The organism is Agromyces seonyuensis, assembly GCF_009789225.1.
In the GTDB taxonomy this organism is placed as follows: Bacteria; Actinomycetota; Actinomycetes; order Actinomycetales; family Microbacteriaceae; genus Agromyces; species Agromyces seonyuensis.
Map to the genome: position 1 here is coordinate 71,684 of NZ_WSTA01000001.1, position 13,599 is coordinate 85,282.

Annotated in this window: 16 protein-coding genes; 9 read left to right on the forward strand and 7 right to left on the reverse strand. The window is 72.7% G+C overall.

Annotated elements, in window-relative coordinates; genetic code table 11:
- Positions 1 to 91: 91 nt before the first annotated feature.
- The gene (locus GB864_RS00310; protein WP_160422279.1) at positions 92 to 1,336 is read left to right on the forward strand and encodes a Fic family protein; all 1,245 of its coding nucleotides are present in this window, start codon (positions 92 to 94) and stop codon (positions 1,334 to 1,336) included.
- A gap of 10 nt (positions 1,337 to 1,346) precedes the next feature.
- Here GB864_RS00310 and GB864_RS00315 read toward each other — a convergent pair whose 3' ends face one another.
- The 4 genes from GB864_RS00315 to GB864_RS00330 are packed head-to-tail and all read right to left on the reverse strand — an operon-like array spanning position 1,347 to position 4,581.
- Positions 1,347 to 2,159, reverse strand: coding sequence for an ABC transporter permease subunit (locus tag GB864_RS00315; RefSeq protein WP_160422280.1), 813 nt, complete (start codon positions 2,157 to 2,159; stop codon positions 1,347 to 1,349).
- Complete coding sequence (locus tag GB864_RS00320; RefSeq protein ID WP_160422281.1) at positions 2,156 to 3,136, reverse strand: ABC transporter ATP-binding protein; 981 nt, start codon at positions 3,134 to 3,136, stop codon at positions 2,156 to 2,158. The genes GB864_RS00315 and GB864_RS00320 overlap by 4 nt, the downstream gene beginning before the upstream one ends.
- The gene (locus tag GB864_RS00325; RefSeq protein WP_160422282.1) at positions 3,126 to 4,178 is read right to left on the reverse strand and encodes a DUF1648 domain-containing protein; all 1,053 of its coding nucleotides are present in this window, start codon (positions 4,176 to 4,178) and stop codon (positions 3,126 to 3,128) included. Before GB864_RS00325 ends, GB864_RS00320 begins: the two co-directional genes overlap by 11 nt.
- The gene (locus GB864_RS00330; protein WP_160422283.1) at positions 4,165 to 4,581 is read right to left on the reverse strand and encodes a GntR family transcriptional regulator; all 417 of its coding nucleotides are present in this window, start codon (positions 4,579 to 4,581) and stop codon (positions 4,165 to 4,167) included. The genes GB864_RS00325 and GB864_RS00330 overlap by 14 nt, the downstream gene beginning before the upstream one ends.
- Positions 4,582 to 4,680: 99 nt before the next feature.
- Here GB864_RS00330 and GB864_RS00335 point away from each other — a divergent pair, with 99 nt between their 5' ends.
- The 5 genes from GB864_RS00335 to GB864_RS00355 all read left to right on the forward strand — a co-directional run bounded on the left by GB864_RS00335 (position 4,681) and on the right by GB864_RS00355 (position 9,626).
- Positions 4,681 to 5,268, forward strand: a complete 588-nt coding sequence (locus tag GB864_RS00335) for a class I SAM-dependent methyltransferase (RefSeq protein ID WP_160422284.1) — start codon at positions 4,681 to 4,683, stop codon at positions 5,266 to 5,268.
- A 114-nt stretch (positions 5,269 to 5,382) separates the two neighbouring features.
- On the forward strand, positions 5,383 to 6,678 hold the full coding sequence (locus GB864_RS00340; RefSeq protein WP_236778778.1) for an MFS transporter: 1,296 nt from the start codon (positions 5,383 to 5,385) through the stop codon (positions 6,676 to 6,678).
- A 114-nt stretch (positions 6,679 to 6,792) separates the two neighbouring features.
- On the forward strand, positions 6,793 to 7,551 hold the full coding sequence (locus GB864_RS00345; RefSeq protein ID WP_160422285.1) for a hypothetical protein: 759 nt from the start codon (positions 6,793 to 6,795) through the stop codon (positions 7,549 to 7,551).
- Between the two features lie 116 nt (positions 7,552 to 7,667).
- On the forward strand, positions 7,668 to 8,858 hold the full coding sequence (locus tag GB864_RS00350) for an alpha/beta fold hydrolase (RefSeq protein ID WP_160422286.1): 1,191 nt from the start codon (positions 7,668 to 7,670) through the stop codon (positions 8,856 to 8,858).
- A 66-nt stretch (positions 8,859 to 8,924) separates the two neighbouring features.
- The gene (locus GB864_RS00355) at positions 8,925 to 9,626 is read left to right on the forward strand and encodes an MmpS family transport accessory protein (RefSeq protein WP_160422287.1); all 702 of its coding nucleotides are present in this window, start codon (positions 8,925 to 8,927) and stop codon (positions 9,624 to 9,626) included.
- A gap of 75 nt (positions 9,627 to 9,701) precedes the next feature.
- Here GB864_RS00355 and msrA read toward each other — a convergent pair whose 3' ends face one another.
- Entirely contained in the window at positions 9,702 to 10,256 is a 555-nt protein-coding gene (msrA, locus tag GB864_RS00360) for a peptide-methionine (S)-S-oxide reductase MsrA (protein WP_160422288.1), read from the reverse strand.
- Positions 10,253 to 10,765, reverse strand: coding sequence for a peptide-methionine (R)-S-oxide reductase MsrB (gene msrB / locus GB864_RS00365; RefSeq protein ID WP_160422289.1), 513 nt, complete (start codon positions 10,763 to 10,765; stop codon positions 10,253 to 10,255). The genes msrA and msrB overlap by 4 nt, the downstream gene beginning before the upstream one ends.
- Before the next feature lie 292 nt (positions 10,766 to 11,057).
- On the opposite strand from msrB, the gene efp reads away from it, so the two are divergent.
- Together efp and nusB are read left to right on the forward strand one after the other, a co-directional pair.
- Complete coding sequence (efp, locus tag GB864_RS00370) at positions 11,058 to 11,621, forward strand: elongation factor P (protein WP_160422290.1); 564 nt, start codon at positions 11,058 to 11,060, stop codon at positions 11,619 to 11,621.
- On the forward strand, positions 11,621 to 12,034 hold the full coding sequence (gene nusB / locus GB864_RS00375) for a transcription antitermination factor NusB (RefSeq protein ID WP_160422291.1): 414 nt from the start codon (positions 11,621 to 11,623) through the stop codon (positions 12,032 to 12,034). Before efp ends, nusB begins: the two co-directional genes overlap by 1 nt.
- Before the next feature lie 74 nt (positions 12,035 to 12,108).
- Here the strand turns inward: nusB and GB864_RS00380 are convergent, their stop codons facing one another.
- Positions 12,109 to 12,735 (reverse strand): hypothetical protein, encoded by a 627-nt coding sequence (locus GB864_RS00380; protein ID WP_160422292.1) that lies wholly within the window; start codon positions 12,733 to 12,735, stop codon positions 12,109 to 12,111.
- A gap of 100 nt (positions 12,736 to 12,835) precedes the next feature.
- Between GB864_RS00380 and GB864_RS00385 the strand changes: the two genes are divergently transcribed.
- Positions 12,836 to 13,549, forward strand: coding sequence for a DsbA family protein (locus GB864_RS00385; RefSeq protein WP_160422293.1), 714 nt, complete (start codon positions 12,836 to 12,838; stop codon positions 13,547 to 13,549).
- Positions 13,550 to 13,599 lie beyond the last annotated feature (50 nt).

Consider the following 13,599-nt stretch of genomic DNA (forward strand, 5'->3'; position numbering starts at 1 on the left):
GTTCCGGATGCCGATCCGCACCGGAGCGGGATCCGGGAGCCACCGGCATCCATACTTCCGTTTTCACTGAAAGTGAAAGTATACTGCGGTCATGATCGCAGTTCCCGCTCCGGAATCGGCCGGACTGCCCATCCCGGCCGTCACGACCGAGACGGCCGTCTGGGTGCCGAGCGACGGCGGCATGCTCTCCAAGACCCAGCGCCGCCGCGAGACCGGCCCGTACGAGTCGACCGTCCCGGCGGTGCTCGTCGACTGGGAGCCCGTGTGGACGGGCGAACTCAGCGCCGACGTCGACGACGCCACCCGCGCCCTCGCCGACTTCGACACGTACGCGCTGCGCACCCTCGGGGCCGAGGATCCCGCGGTCGGGCCGATGTCCTCGATCCTCCTGCGCACCGAGAGCGCCTCGAGCTCGCAGATCGAGCACCTGACGGTCAGCGCCCGCCAGCTCGCCCTCGCGGAACTCGACGAGGGCAGCGGCGCCAACGCGCTCACCGTGACGGGCAACGTGCGGGCGATGGAAGCGGCGATCGAGCTCTCGAACCGGCTCGACCTCGACTCGGTGCTCGCCATGCACCGCGAGCTGCTGCGACGGCAGCGCGGCTACGAGCAGTACGCGGGGCGGCTGCGCGAGGTCGTCGTGTGGATCGGGCGCGGCGGACCGCGCACCGCCGACTTCGTCGGACCGCAGCCCGAGCGCGTGCCCGGGGCGCTCGCCGACCTGTTCGCCTTCGCCGCGCGCGACGACCTGCCGCCGCTCGTGCAGATCGCGGTCGCGCACGCGCAGTTCGAGACCGTGCACCCGTTCGTCGACGGCAACGGCCGCACCGGTCGCGCGTTCGTGCAGGCGATGCTGCGCGGCAAGGAGCTCTCCTCGCACACGACCGTGCCGCTCTCCGCGGGCCTGCTCGCCGAGATCGACGCCTACTTCGATGCGCTCACCGCATTCCGCGCCGGCGACGCCGAACCGATCGTGCGGCGCTTCGCCGCGGCATCCCGCTTCGCCGCCGTCACCGGCCGGGAACTCGTCGAGACGCTCGCGCTCATCGTCGAGGAGGACGAGCAGAAGCTCGCCGGGGTGCGCTCGCACGCCCTCGCGCGCCGGCTCCTGCCGAAGCTCGTCGGGCAGCCCGTCGTCAACGCCAAGTACGTCAAGCGCGAGCTCGGCATCGGCGACGCGAGCGCCCAGCGCGCCCTCGACCTGCTCGCCGAGCGCGGCGTGCTCGAGGAGCGCACGGGCTACCGGCGCAATCGGGTGTGGCAGCACACGGGCATCCTGAACGCCCTCGACGCGTACGCCGAGCGCGCCCGACGCCCGTACGCGACGCACGGCTGACCGGCACCGCTCAGAGACGCGTGACGATCCGCTCCCGGCTCACCGAGCGCACGACGAAGCCGAACACCGCGAGATCGAGGAGCGCGAGCACCGCCGCCGCGGCGAGCGCGATCCCGACGTCGAAGAGCAGCAGGCCCGTGGCCTGACCGACGACGATCGCGACGACCGGCAGCACGACGAGCACGGCGATGCCCTGCGCGCCCTGCATCGTCGTCGCGCGCCCTGAGACCATGACGATGAGGGCCGTCGCGAGGAACGCGACGAGGGGCACGAGGAGCACGACGATGATCGCCCACGTCCAGGTCGGGAAGAAGATCCCGCCGAGGAGCGGACCGCCGAGCACGTTGACGAGCACGGCGTAGACCAGGAACGACGCCCACGCGATGCCGACGGCCGGCAGCATGGCCGCGAGCACCTTGCCGAACACGAGTTCGCGGTCGGTCAGCGGCGTGTAGAGCAGCCCCTCGACGGTGCGCCGCTCCTTCTCGCCGACGAAGCTCGAGGCGGCCGTCACGCTCGCGACCATCACGGGGATGACGAGGAACAGCGGGGCGAGGAAGTAGACGACGACGGCGTAGACGATCGTCTGCGACGGATCGAGGCCGGCGGGCAGCATGCCCTCCGGCAGGTGGTCGAGGAAGGACTGCAGGCCCGTCACCGTCGACGTGAGCGCCGGGTTCGCGCCGAAGAGGATGACGCCTGCCGGCAGCAGCACGACGAGCAGTAGCGGCACGACGATGAGCGGGGCGATGGCCTGCGGGTTGCGGGCGAGTTCGTGCCAGTCCTTGCGCGCGAGGGCGAGGACTCGTCGTCGGGTGCTCATGCGCGGGCCTCCTCGCGTCGGGCGGCTGCGTCGTCGACGGTCGCGAAGTAGTAGTCGGTGATGGTGGGGCGCAGCGGCACGACGGCGTGCACGGGCACCCCCGCGGCCACGAGCGCGGCGACGAGCGCCGGGACGCGGTCCTCGGTCGGGAGGGCGACCGTGAGGGCGCCGTCTGACTCGAGGACGGGAGCGCCGCCCGCTGCCGCGATGGTGCGTGCCGCGGCGGCGGGGTCGCCGCCGACCTCGAGTCGGAACCCGGGGGTCGGCCAGCGCGCGGCGAGCAGGTCGTCGACGGGGCCGGTCGCGACGAGGCGGCCGTCGACGAGGATGCCGAGGTCGTCGCAGAGCGCCTCGAGGCCGTGGAGCTGGTGCGTGCAGAGCACGACGGTGGTGCCGCCCGCGCGGATCAGCGACCGCAGGTAGTCGACGAGGTCCGCGGCCGCCTCCGGGTCGAGGTCAGCGGTCGGCTCGTCGAGGAAGAGCAGCTCGGGCTCGTGCAGCACGGCGCGGGCGACGGCGAGCTTCTGCCGCATGCCCTTGCTGAACTCGCCCACGAGGGAGTCGGCGCGGCTCGCAAGGCCGAGCATCTCGAGCACCTCGTCGATGCGGCCTGGGAGTCGGCGGCGGTCGACGTCGAAGAGGTCGCCCCAGATGCGCAGGTTCTCCCGGGCGCTGAGGGTCGCGTAGAGTTCCGTGTCGGTCTGCACCCCGACGCGGGCGCGGAGGCGGCTCGCGTTGCCCGGGCCGAGCGTCTCGCCGAACAGCTCGACGCGTCCGGCGCTGGCGGGCAGCAGTCCGGTGAGCAGGCGCACGGAGGTGGTCTTGCCGGCGCCGTTGGGGCCGAGCAGCCCGAACGCGCGGCCGGTGCCGACGGCGAGGGTGAGGTCGGCGACGGCGTCGCGGTCGCCGTATCGCTTGGCGAGGCCGTCGGCGCGGAGGACGTCCGCAGCCCCGGCGGTGCGGGTCTCAGCGGCCATGGCGGTGCTCCATCGGTCCGTCGCCGCCGTCCGCCGTCGCCGCGCGGTCGGCGAGCGCCTGGAGGAGCCGGGCGCCGGTCTCGGCGTCGTCGACGGTCACGACGAACTGCCTGCCGTTCGCCCGGTCAACCTCGATCGCGGGACCGGTGCGCAGCACGACGCCGAACCTGCCCGGCGCCCACCGCAGTCCCCAGCCGCCGAATTCGCCCATCGGGTTCACCGGCACGACCCGCACCGCCTCCACTTCGGCGAGCGGCACCTGGAACCGCGGCACCCCCGCGACTGAGACGACCGACAGGCCGTGCTCGTCGACGCTCACCCGGAAGACGAGGGACGTCGCGATGAGCGCGAGCAGGAACGCGCTGATGCCCGCGAGGAGCCAGCCGACGGCGGCATCGGCGACGACCCACGTGACCGCCGTGAGCACGACGAGCAGGAGCACGACGGCGCCGAGGACGATCGAGGCCCCGCGGGCGATCGAGACGCTGCGGATCCAGACGGCGCGCTCGGCGGGCGCGAGCGGCAGGGGGCCCGTGTCCGTGGACGGCGCGGCGACCGGGTGCTCCTGCCGGGGCTGGAGGAACCAGGCCAGCACGCCGATCAGGATCGCGAGCGCGAAGGCGAGGAGCATCCACGGCCCGATGCCGGGGGTGTCGGCGGCATCGTCCAGCCCGCGCTGGAGCAGGAGCCCGATGGTCGTCGTCGCGCCGAGCAGCATGGAGAGGGATGCGGCGTTGGCGCCCATGAACCGATAGGTCGGTCCGCGGTCGCCGCGGCGCAGGCCGGGCAGGCAGGCGAGGGCGATGAGCGCCGGCAGCCCGAACCCGACGACCGCGGTCAGCAGCAGCGGCACCCAGACCGGGCCGTAGCCGTCGACGCCGTCCGCACCCCAGTGCGTCGCGACGGGATCCGGCAGCTGCGGCAGGATCGCGAACTGCACGGCGAGCGCGACGATCGTGATCGCGGCGGGGATGCCGAGGGCGACGAGGACGAAGCGGCCGACGGCGTGGTCGGCGTTCTGGGTCGGGTCAGTTCGCGTCATCGGCGCGGTCCTTCCGGTCGGGGGTCGGGGCGTCGCTGCCGGCTTCGGGAGTCTCGGCGGCGAGCTCCTTGACGAGGGCGGCGAGGGCGGCGGGGGAGAGTCCGGCAGTGCGGGCCTTGGCCGTCAGGGCGAGGATGTCGCGACGCAGCGTCGCGAGCGGGAGCGCCGCCTCCGTCACGACGGCGCCGCGGCCGCGGCGCAGCTCGATGAGGCCGTGGTCGCGGAGGTCCTGGTAGGCGTGCAGCACGGTGTGGACGTTGACGCCGAGCGAGGCGGCGACATCGCGTGCGGACGGGAGCCGATCGCCGGGCCGGAGGCGCCCGGCGGCGGCGTCGGCCCGCACCGAGGCGGCGACCTGCGCGAAGATCGGCGCGTCGCCGGTCGGGTCGATTCGAATGAGCACTCGCTAATTCTAGTACAACTAGAACAAGTTCGAGCAGTCCCGCCCGAGCGTCACGCGCCCGTTGCCGTCGGCGGCGCGCGGGGGCATCATCCCTCCGTGATGGATGCGGGGGAGAGGATCGACGACGATCGGCTCGCGGAACTCCGGGCCGACTACGTCGGGCGGCTCCATGGGCGTGTCCTGGAGCTCGGCGCCGGCGAGGGGGAGAATCTCGACCTGCTGTCGGCGGGCGTGATCTGGGCGGGCATCGAACCCGACGACGAGCGGCGCGACCGCCTCGCCGCGGCGGCCGACGCCCACGGCCGGCCGGCACCGTTCGCCGCCCGCGCCGAGGAGCTGCCGCTGCCGGACGAGAGCGTCGACGCCGTGCTCGCCACCTGGGTGCTCTGCTCGGTCGACGACCTGCCCGCGGCCCTCGTCGAGGTGCGGCGCGTGCTCGTGCCCGGCGGTCGCGTCGTCTTCGTCGACCACGTCATCGCTCCGCCCCGCACGCTCAAGCGGTTCGTCCAGCACACGGTGACCCCGTTCACCGCGCACTTCCAGCACGGCTGCCATTGGAACCGCGACCCCGCGTCGGCGCTCGCGGAAGCGGGCTTCGCCGGGCTGGACGTGCGGCGGCACACGGTCACGGGCCGGGGGCCGCTCGGGATGCCCGTGCTGCTCTTCGACGGCGTGCTGGCCGCCTGACACGCCCGGCGGATACTCAGCCGCCTTCGGCCGGAACGGCGCTACCATTGTTTCGGGCTTGTTTCGCGAGCCCGATTTCCGACGTGCATCTACCGGCAGCCCGGACGGCTGACTATGGCGGCACCGCTACCGCTCGAGGTCACCGCCATGACGAACGCCGACGCGCCGCTCATCCGCCACACCGGCGTCTCCTACTTCCCGACCGCGTTCATCGCGCGTCTGCCCTACGCGATGATGGTCGTCGGCGTGCTGACGCTCGTCGTCGCCGCCCGCGGCTCCGTCGGTCTCGGGGGCCTCAACTCCGCGATGGTCGGCCTCGGCGCCGCCTGCGTCGGCCCGCTCATCGGCGCGGCCGCCGACCGCTTCGGCCAGCGCACGGTCGTCGCGCTCACGGGCATCCTCAACGGCCTCGTGCTCGGCGCGTTCGCCTGGGTCGTCTACAGCAGCGCCCCCGACGCCGCGGTGCTCGCCCTCGCCTTCGTGATCGGTGCCACTGCGCCGCAGGTCGCCCCCATGTCGCGTGCGCGCCTCGTCGGCATCATCGGCGCGCGCGTCGCGCCCGGCCGTCGCGAGCGCACCTACGAGCGCACCATGGCGTACGAGTCGGCCGCCGACGAGACGGTCTTCGTCTTCGGGCCGTTCCTCGTCGGCATCCTCGCCGCCGGCATCGCGCCGTGGGCGCCCGTCGTGGGTGCGGGCATCCTGGAGCTCGTCTTCGTCACCGCGTTCGCCCTGCACCCGACCGGCGCGGCCCGCCTGCTCGGCTCGGCCGGCGATCGCCCGGTCGGCCCGAAGCGCGAGCTGCTGCGCCCCGACCTCGTCGCGACCGTCGTCGGTATCTTCGGCGTCGGGCTCTTCTTCGGGGCGACGCTGACCTCGCTCACCGCGTTCATGGGCGACCGCGGCGCGGGGGAGCAGGCGGGACTCGTCTACGGCGTCATGGGCATCGGCTCGGCTGCCTTCGCCCTCGGCGTCGCCCTCATGCCGGCGGGCTTCACGCGTCGGGCCCGCTGGATCGCGTTCGCCTCCCTCATGCTCGTCGGCACGCTCGCCCTCCCGTTCGTCGGCAGCGTCGGCGGCATGGTCGCGGCGCTCGCGATCATCGGCATCGGCGTCGGCCCGACCCTCGTCACGCAGTACGCATTCGGCGGCGAGCGGGCGCCGATCGGCCGCTCCGCGACGGTCATGACCATCCTCGGCTCGGCGATCATCGTCGGCCAGTCGCTCGCCTCCGCGATCACGGGCGAGCTGGCCGAGTCAGTCGGCACGGGCGTCGCCCTCTGGATGCCCGCCGTCGCTGCCGCGATCGTCGTCGGTGCCGGCATCGCGAACTGGAAGCTCACGCCCGCACGCACGGCTGCGGCCGTTCCGGTCCCCGCCGCCGAGGAACTGGCCGCCCGCGCCGGCTGAACGGGCCCGCGGCGGCCGGATGCCGGAGAGCTGCGTCAATCCCCCCGAACCAGGGCCTTGCCCGCAGCACTCGCCCGCCGGGAGGATGCCTCCGTCATCGACGGAGGAGTGCGCGTGAGCCTGGGCGGAAACGGACCGAGGGACTGGTCGCCCGACGGCTACTGGGACGAGGCCCCGAAGGGCGCAGCATCCCGTACGGCGTTCGCGCCGCCGCCCGTCCGGGCCGGCCGCTGGGGTTGGCCGGCGGCGGGCGCGGTGGTGCTCGGCCTGGTCGCCTGCGTGCTGCCCTTCGCGGCGTCCGGCGGCGGCTGGCTGCTCTCCACAGTCGGCCTGTTCGCGCTCGGACTCGCGATCGGCGCGAACCGCGCGAGCCGTGCCCGGCGCGGACGGAGTTCGGTCGCCTCGGTGCTCGGGGGAGTCCTCGGCGTGCTCGGCTTCGGGCTCAGCCTCTGGACGGTCGCGGCGGCGTTCCTCCCCGACCTGCCCCGGCTCCCGGCGCCGCCGTGGGGCCCGACGGCCGTCGGTGCCGGTGACGGCGGACTGATCGGGGGCGGAGCCCGCTTCGACTCCGAGACCCTTCCCGGCGTCGCTCCCGGTACGGGCATCCCCGCGCAGATCGACTTCCTCGGCACCTCGGCGAGCTGCGGCATCGGCGACGACTGCTGGGCCTGGACGGTCACGCCGGCCGAGGACTGCGCGCTCGTGCAGATCGAGTTCGCGCTGTACGCGACCGAGGGCGGCGAGCCCGTCGCCCGGTCGACCGGCTCGCAGACGGGATGGGCGGCCGGGGTGCCGGTTGAAGTCGTGCTCAGCATCGCGCCGCAGTCCGCGCCGCTCGCCGCGATCACGGCGCTGGAGTGCGCGAGCGCCTGAGCCGTGGGCGTGCACGGCATCCATCGACGGGGTGCGTGTCGCCGGAGCGCTCATCCGCTCGCCCGTGTCCGGAAGCGCGCGGGCGCGCCGCGCGCCGTTTCGGCCACACTGGGCGGATGGGGTCGGGGAGAGCGTTCCGCTGGACGGTCGGAGTGACCGCCGCCGCGCTCGCGCTGCTGGGCGGCGTCGTGGCCGTCGAGGCGACCCGGGTCGTGGGCGACGTCCTCGATGCGCCGACGGCCGCCGCGTTCGCCGAGCAGCACGCCGGCGCGGCGGACGGCGAGCCGGGCTCTCTCGTCAAGTCGCAGGAGCTGCACGGGGTGCCCGCGGCGAGCCGCGCGTGGCGGCTCATGTACCGCTCGACCGATCACGCGGGGGAGACCGTCGTCGTGACGGGCATCCTCGTCGTACCGCTCGGGCCGGCGCCTCCGGGCGGGCGCACGGTCGTCTCGTGGGGGCATCCCACCACCGGCGTCGCCGAGCATTGCGCGCCCTCGAGGGCCGCGGACTCCACGATCGGCATCGAGGGCCTGCGCCCCCTGCTCGACCGCGGGTACGCGGTCGTCGCGACCGACTACGCCGGCATGGGGACCGACGGACCCGACTCGTATCTGATCGGTACGACGGAGGGCGCCAACGTGCTCGATGCCGCACGCGCCGCCACCACGATCGACGCCGCCCAGGCGAGCGACCGCGTCATCCTCTGGGGGCACTCCCAGGGCGGTCAGGCCGTGCTCTTCGCGGCGGAGCGCGCCGCGTCGTACGCGCCCGAGCTCGAACTCCTGGGCGTCGCCGTCGCCGCGCCCGCCGCCGACCTCGATGCCCTCTTCCTCGCCCACACCGACGATGTGTCGGGCGTCACGATCGGTTCCTACGCCTTCGGCGCGTATGCCGACGCCTATGCCGACCGGGGCGCCGACCTGGCGGACATCCTCACGCCGGCGGCACGGGCGGCCCTGCCGGAGCTCCAACAGCCCTGCCTGCTGACCGATCTCGACGCCCTGCACGCGATCGCGAGACCGCTCGTCGGCGGTTTCCTCGCCGCCGATCCGACGACGCTCGAACCGTGGGCGAGCCTGCTCGAGGAGAACTCGGCCGGATCGGTCGGCTTCGACGCGCCGCTGTTCGTCGCGCAGGGACTCGCCGACGAACTCGTGCCGCCCACGGCGACCGCCGAGTTCGTGGAGCACGAGCGCTCGCTCGGCCTGGAGGTGACGAGCCGGCGCATCCCCGACGTCGACCACGGGGAGATCGCCTATGCCGCCATCCCGTCGTTGCTCGCCTGGCTCGACGCCCACGTGGACTGAGGATCGGACCCGGTTGCCGCGCGGTCGCGGCGACGGGAGACTTCCGGTATCGGAGAGGAGCGCGGGATGAGCGGAGCGCAGCCTCCAGGGCGGAGCGGCGTCGGCGGGTTCCCGCCCTCGAGCACCGGCGGGGGGCCGGCGGACCGACCGGGCAACGGCCTCGGGCTCGCCGCGCTCATCGTGGGCATCGCGGCGCTCGTCCTGGCGGTCATCCCGTTCGCGAGCTTCGGAGCCTGGGTGCTCGGGCTCGTGGCGGTCGGGCTGGCCGTCGGCGGGCTCGCGGTGCGCAATCGGCCGCGCGGCACGTCGATCGCGGGTCTCGTCGTCGGCATCCTCGCGGTGCTCGTCGTCGTCGTCATCTCGATCGTGACGATCGTCGGCACGGCGAGCGTGATCGGACGGATCATCGAGTCCGCGACCGTCGCGCCGTTGGAGCCCGTGCCGAGCGAGCCGGGGGTGCCTCGGGCCGGCGCGACCGTGGTCGTCTACGAGGTCGAGACCGACGGGTCGACGATCCGCACGGTCGCCTATGCGACGCTCGCGGGCGCGTCGTTCGGTCAGGAGACCGAGCACGACGTCATCCCGCCGTTCGAGCGCACCTACGAGGTCGTCGCCGATGCCGACGCTCGATTCGTCTCCCTCGTCGCGCAGGCGTCGAACGACGCGACGTCGATCACCTGCCGCATCCTCGTCGACGGCGAATCGATCACGGAACGCAGTGCGACCGGGCCCGCCGCGGTCGTGACGTGCGTCGGCGCGGGCGGCTGAGCCCCCGGCACGCGGAACGGCCGCCCCGCACGTGCGGGACGGCCGTCCTTCGTTCGTCGGCGTTCGTTCCTGGACTCAGGCCTCGGCGCTCTCGCGACGGGGCAGCTTCCAACCGGGGCGCACGAAGTGGCACGTGTAGCCCCAGGGGATGCGCTCCAGGTAGTCCTGGTGCTCGGGCTCGGCCTCCCAGAAGGGGGCGGCGGGCTCGATCGTCGTCACGGCCGGCCCCGGCCAGAGGCCGGAGGCATCCACGTCGGCGATGGTGTCGCGGGCGATCTGCTCCTGCTCCGGGTCCTGCGGGAAGATCGCCGAGCGGTAGCTCGTGCCGACGTCGTTGCCCTGGCGGTTCAGGGTCGACGGGTCGTGGATCTGGAAGAAGAACTCCAGGAGGCTCCGGTAGTCCGTCTTCGCCGGGTCGTAGACGATCTCGAGGGCCTCGGCGTGGCCGGGGTGGTTGCGGTAGGTGGCGTGGTCGTTGGAGCCGCCCGTGTAGCCCACGCGCGTGCCCAGCACGCCGGGGAGCTTCCGGACGAGGTCCTCCATGCCCCAGAAACAGCCGCCCGCGAGCACCGCGGTCGCGGTGCCGTCGCGGTGCGTGACGGCGCCGGTGTCGGCGGGTCCGCTCGTCATGATGCGTCCTCCTCGTCGCCGGTCTCGGCCGGCGCGTTCGTCTGAATGGATGCCTCGGAGCCGGCGGCTCCGAAACGGTCGGCGTACTCGCCGTAGCCCTGCTCGGTCAGCTCCTCGGCCGGCACGAACCGCAGGGCGGCGGAGTTCATGCAGTATCGCAGCCCGCCCTGGTCGGCGGGTCCGTCGTCGAACACGTGGCCGAGGTGGCTGTCGGCTCCGCTCGAGCGCACCTCGACGCGCTTCATCCAGAGGGTGCGGTCGACGTGCTCGGTGACGGCGTCCGACTGGATGGGTCGGGTGAAGCTCGGCCAGCCGGATCGGCTGTCGTACTTGTCGGCGGAGCTGAAGAGCGGCTGTCCGGAGACCACGTCGACGTAGATGCCGTCGTCGTGGAGGTTCCAGTAGGCGTTGCGGAAGGCCGGCTCCGTGCCGGCCTCCTGCGTCACGGCGAACTGGTTCGGCGTGAGGCGGGCGATGGCGTCGTCGGTCTTGCGGTACTCGCGTGGCATCTGGTGTGGACCCCCTTCGGTGCGCCGCCGGCTGCGGCGTCCATGCGCCGGTCGTTCCGGCGTCACAGGATGAAACCCCTCAGGGGGCCGGTTTGGTCCCGCGAACCTGAAAACGGGCTGTGAGTTGGAACGACGACGGGACCGGTGATCGGCATCCGTGCCGGGCGCGGGATTCCCGGCGGATCGCCAGCCCCGCGAGTGGCAACGGGACGGCGCGCCGGACTAGGCTTGACGGGGCGTTTTTTCCGCCCGAGCATCTTCCTGCAACTGAACCCCACGAACGGATCACTCCATGGCTTCGACCGCTGACATCAAGAACGGCATCGTCCTCAACATCGACGGACAGCTCTGGAGCGTCATCGAGTTCCAGCACGTCAAGCCGGGCAAGGGCGGTGCCTTCGTGCGCACCAAGCTCAAGAACGTCGTCACCGGCAAGGTCGTCGACCGCACCTACAACGCGGGCGCGAAGATCGACATCGAGAACGTCGACCGCCGCGACTTCACCTACCTCTACAACGACGGCTCCGGCTTCGTGTTCATGGACCAGTCGGACTACGACCAGATCACGGTCCCCGACGTCGTCGTGGGCGACGCCGCGAACTTCATGCTCGAGAACCAGTCGGTCACGATCGCCCTGAACAACGGCAACCCGCTCTACGTCGAGCTGCCCGCGTCCGTGGTGCTCGAGATCACCTACACCGAGCCGGGCCTCCAGGGCGACCGTTCGACCGGTGGCACCAAGGCCGCCACCGTCGAGACCGGCTACGAGATCCAGGTGCCGCTCTTCCTCGAGACCGGCACGAAGGTCAAGGTCGACACCCGTTCGGGCGACTACCTCGGCCGTGTGAACGACTAGTGAGCGCCCGCACCAAGGCCCGCAAGCGCGCGATCGACCTGCTCTACGCAGCCGACGTCCGCCAGGTCCCCGTCGAACAGCTCCTCCTCGCGGAGGCCGAGCGCGCGGCGAACGAGCCCGAGCGTCAGGCGTCGTGGCTCTACGCGCGCGAGATCGTCGACGGCATCGTCGACCACCGCGTCGAGATCGACGAGCTCATCCAGACGCACGCCCGTGGCTGGACGCTCGAGCGCATGCCCGCCGTCGACCGTGCGATCCTCCGCGTCGGCGCGTGGGAGATCCTGCACAACCCGAACGTGCCCGACGCGGTCGCGATCTCCGAAGCGGTCGATCAGGCCACGGAGCTCTCGACCGAGGACTCGTCGAGCTTCGTGAACGGCCTCCTGGCGGCCATCTCGCACTCGCGGGGCTGACCCCGGCGACGACGATCCGACGGCGGTCGCGGGCATCCGAGGATGCCTCGCGGCCGCCGTTCGCGTGTCAGCTGTCAGCCCGCACGGTCCGCGTCGTCGAAGTCCGGCGCGTCGGCGCGCGGCGCCCAGGCGGCGAGCGCGGCGAACTCGACGGAGAGTCCGACGAGGGTGCCGTGCGGCCAGTAGCCGAGGAGCACCGTGGCGAGCGCGGCGACGACGAGCGTGAGCCCGACGACGAGACGCTCCCAGAGCGGCACCCGCTCCCGCGGGGCGACGGCGGCGATGATGAACCCCCAGGCGCCGATCACGATGAGCAGGAGCCCCTCGGCGCCCCAGATCGGATGCAGCGGGGCATCCTCGGGCCAGCTCACGTAGCTCAGCACGGTGACGGGCGCCCCGGCGAGCAGGAGCGCGCCGAGCACCCGACCGCTCCAACCGAGCCGGGCGAGGACCGGACCGGTCGCGAACCAGAGCAGCGCGAACGAGACGGCCGCGAGCGAGCCGTACAGGAAGTAGCCGTCGAGGTCCGCGGTCGCCGTCACGAGCGCGTCGTACGGCGCCAGGTCGAGGACGTCCGTCGCCCACCCCGGCATCCCGGAGCCCGAGAACTCCAGGTGCATGAGCGGCAGCAGCACGAGCGACCAGAGTCCCGCGAGCAGGGCCAGCGCGACCGACCAGGTGCGAGACGGGAGATTCCGCATGCTTCCGACCGTATCGCGCCTCCTCGGAGCTGAGGATCGCTCGCCCTCGCGACCCGCCGAGGTGACGACTACGCTCGGTAGAAGTGAGAGGGGAACACCGATGACTCGAGGAACACGCCGCGCCGGAGCGCTCGGCACCGCCCTGCTGGCCGCACTGCTGCTCGTCGGCTGCGCGAGCGGGGGCAGCGGCGGGAGCGGCGGCGACGTGCTGCCGAGCGATCAGGCCGTCCCGACCGGTACGGAGGGCGCGGCGCACTTCGACGACTATGCGCTCGTCACCGGCGAGGGCTCGATCGACGTGCAGCTCTGGTTCGATCTGCGTTGCCCGATCTGCCAGCAGTTCGAGGAGGCCGCGGGCGAGCAGATCGCCGGCCTCGTCGACGACGGCACGATCACGTACTCGTTGCACCCCATGAACTTCCTCGACCGCGTCTCCGCGGGCACCTACTATTCGTCGCGCGCGGGCTCCGCGCTCACGTGCGTCGCCGTCGAGGACCCCGACGCCCTGCTCGACGCGATGCAGGTGCTCTACGAGGCGCAGCCCGAAGAGGGCACCGAGGGCCTGACGAACACCGAGATCAACGGCGTGCTCGAGGACGGCGGGATCGAGGGCCTCGGGGAGTGCGTCGACGAGATGCCCTACACGTCCTGGGTGCAGGCCTCCAACGACGCGGCCCTCGCCGGCATCGAGGGCGCGGACGTCGAGGCGATCCAGGGCACGCCGACGCTCATCGTGAACGGTACGAGCTATCAGGGCTCGGTCTCCGACGCGGACGCGATCATCGACTTCATAACGTCGGGCGGGCAGTCCTAGGACGCATCGCGCGCACGGAGTCGCACGGACGGCGACACCTCGAGGACGGC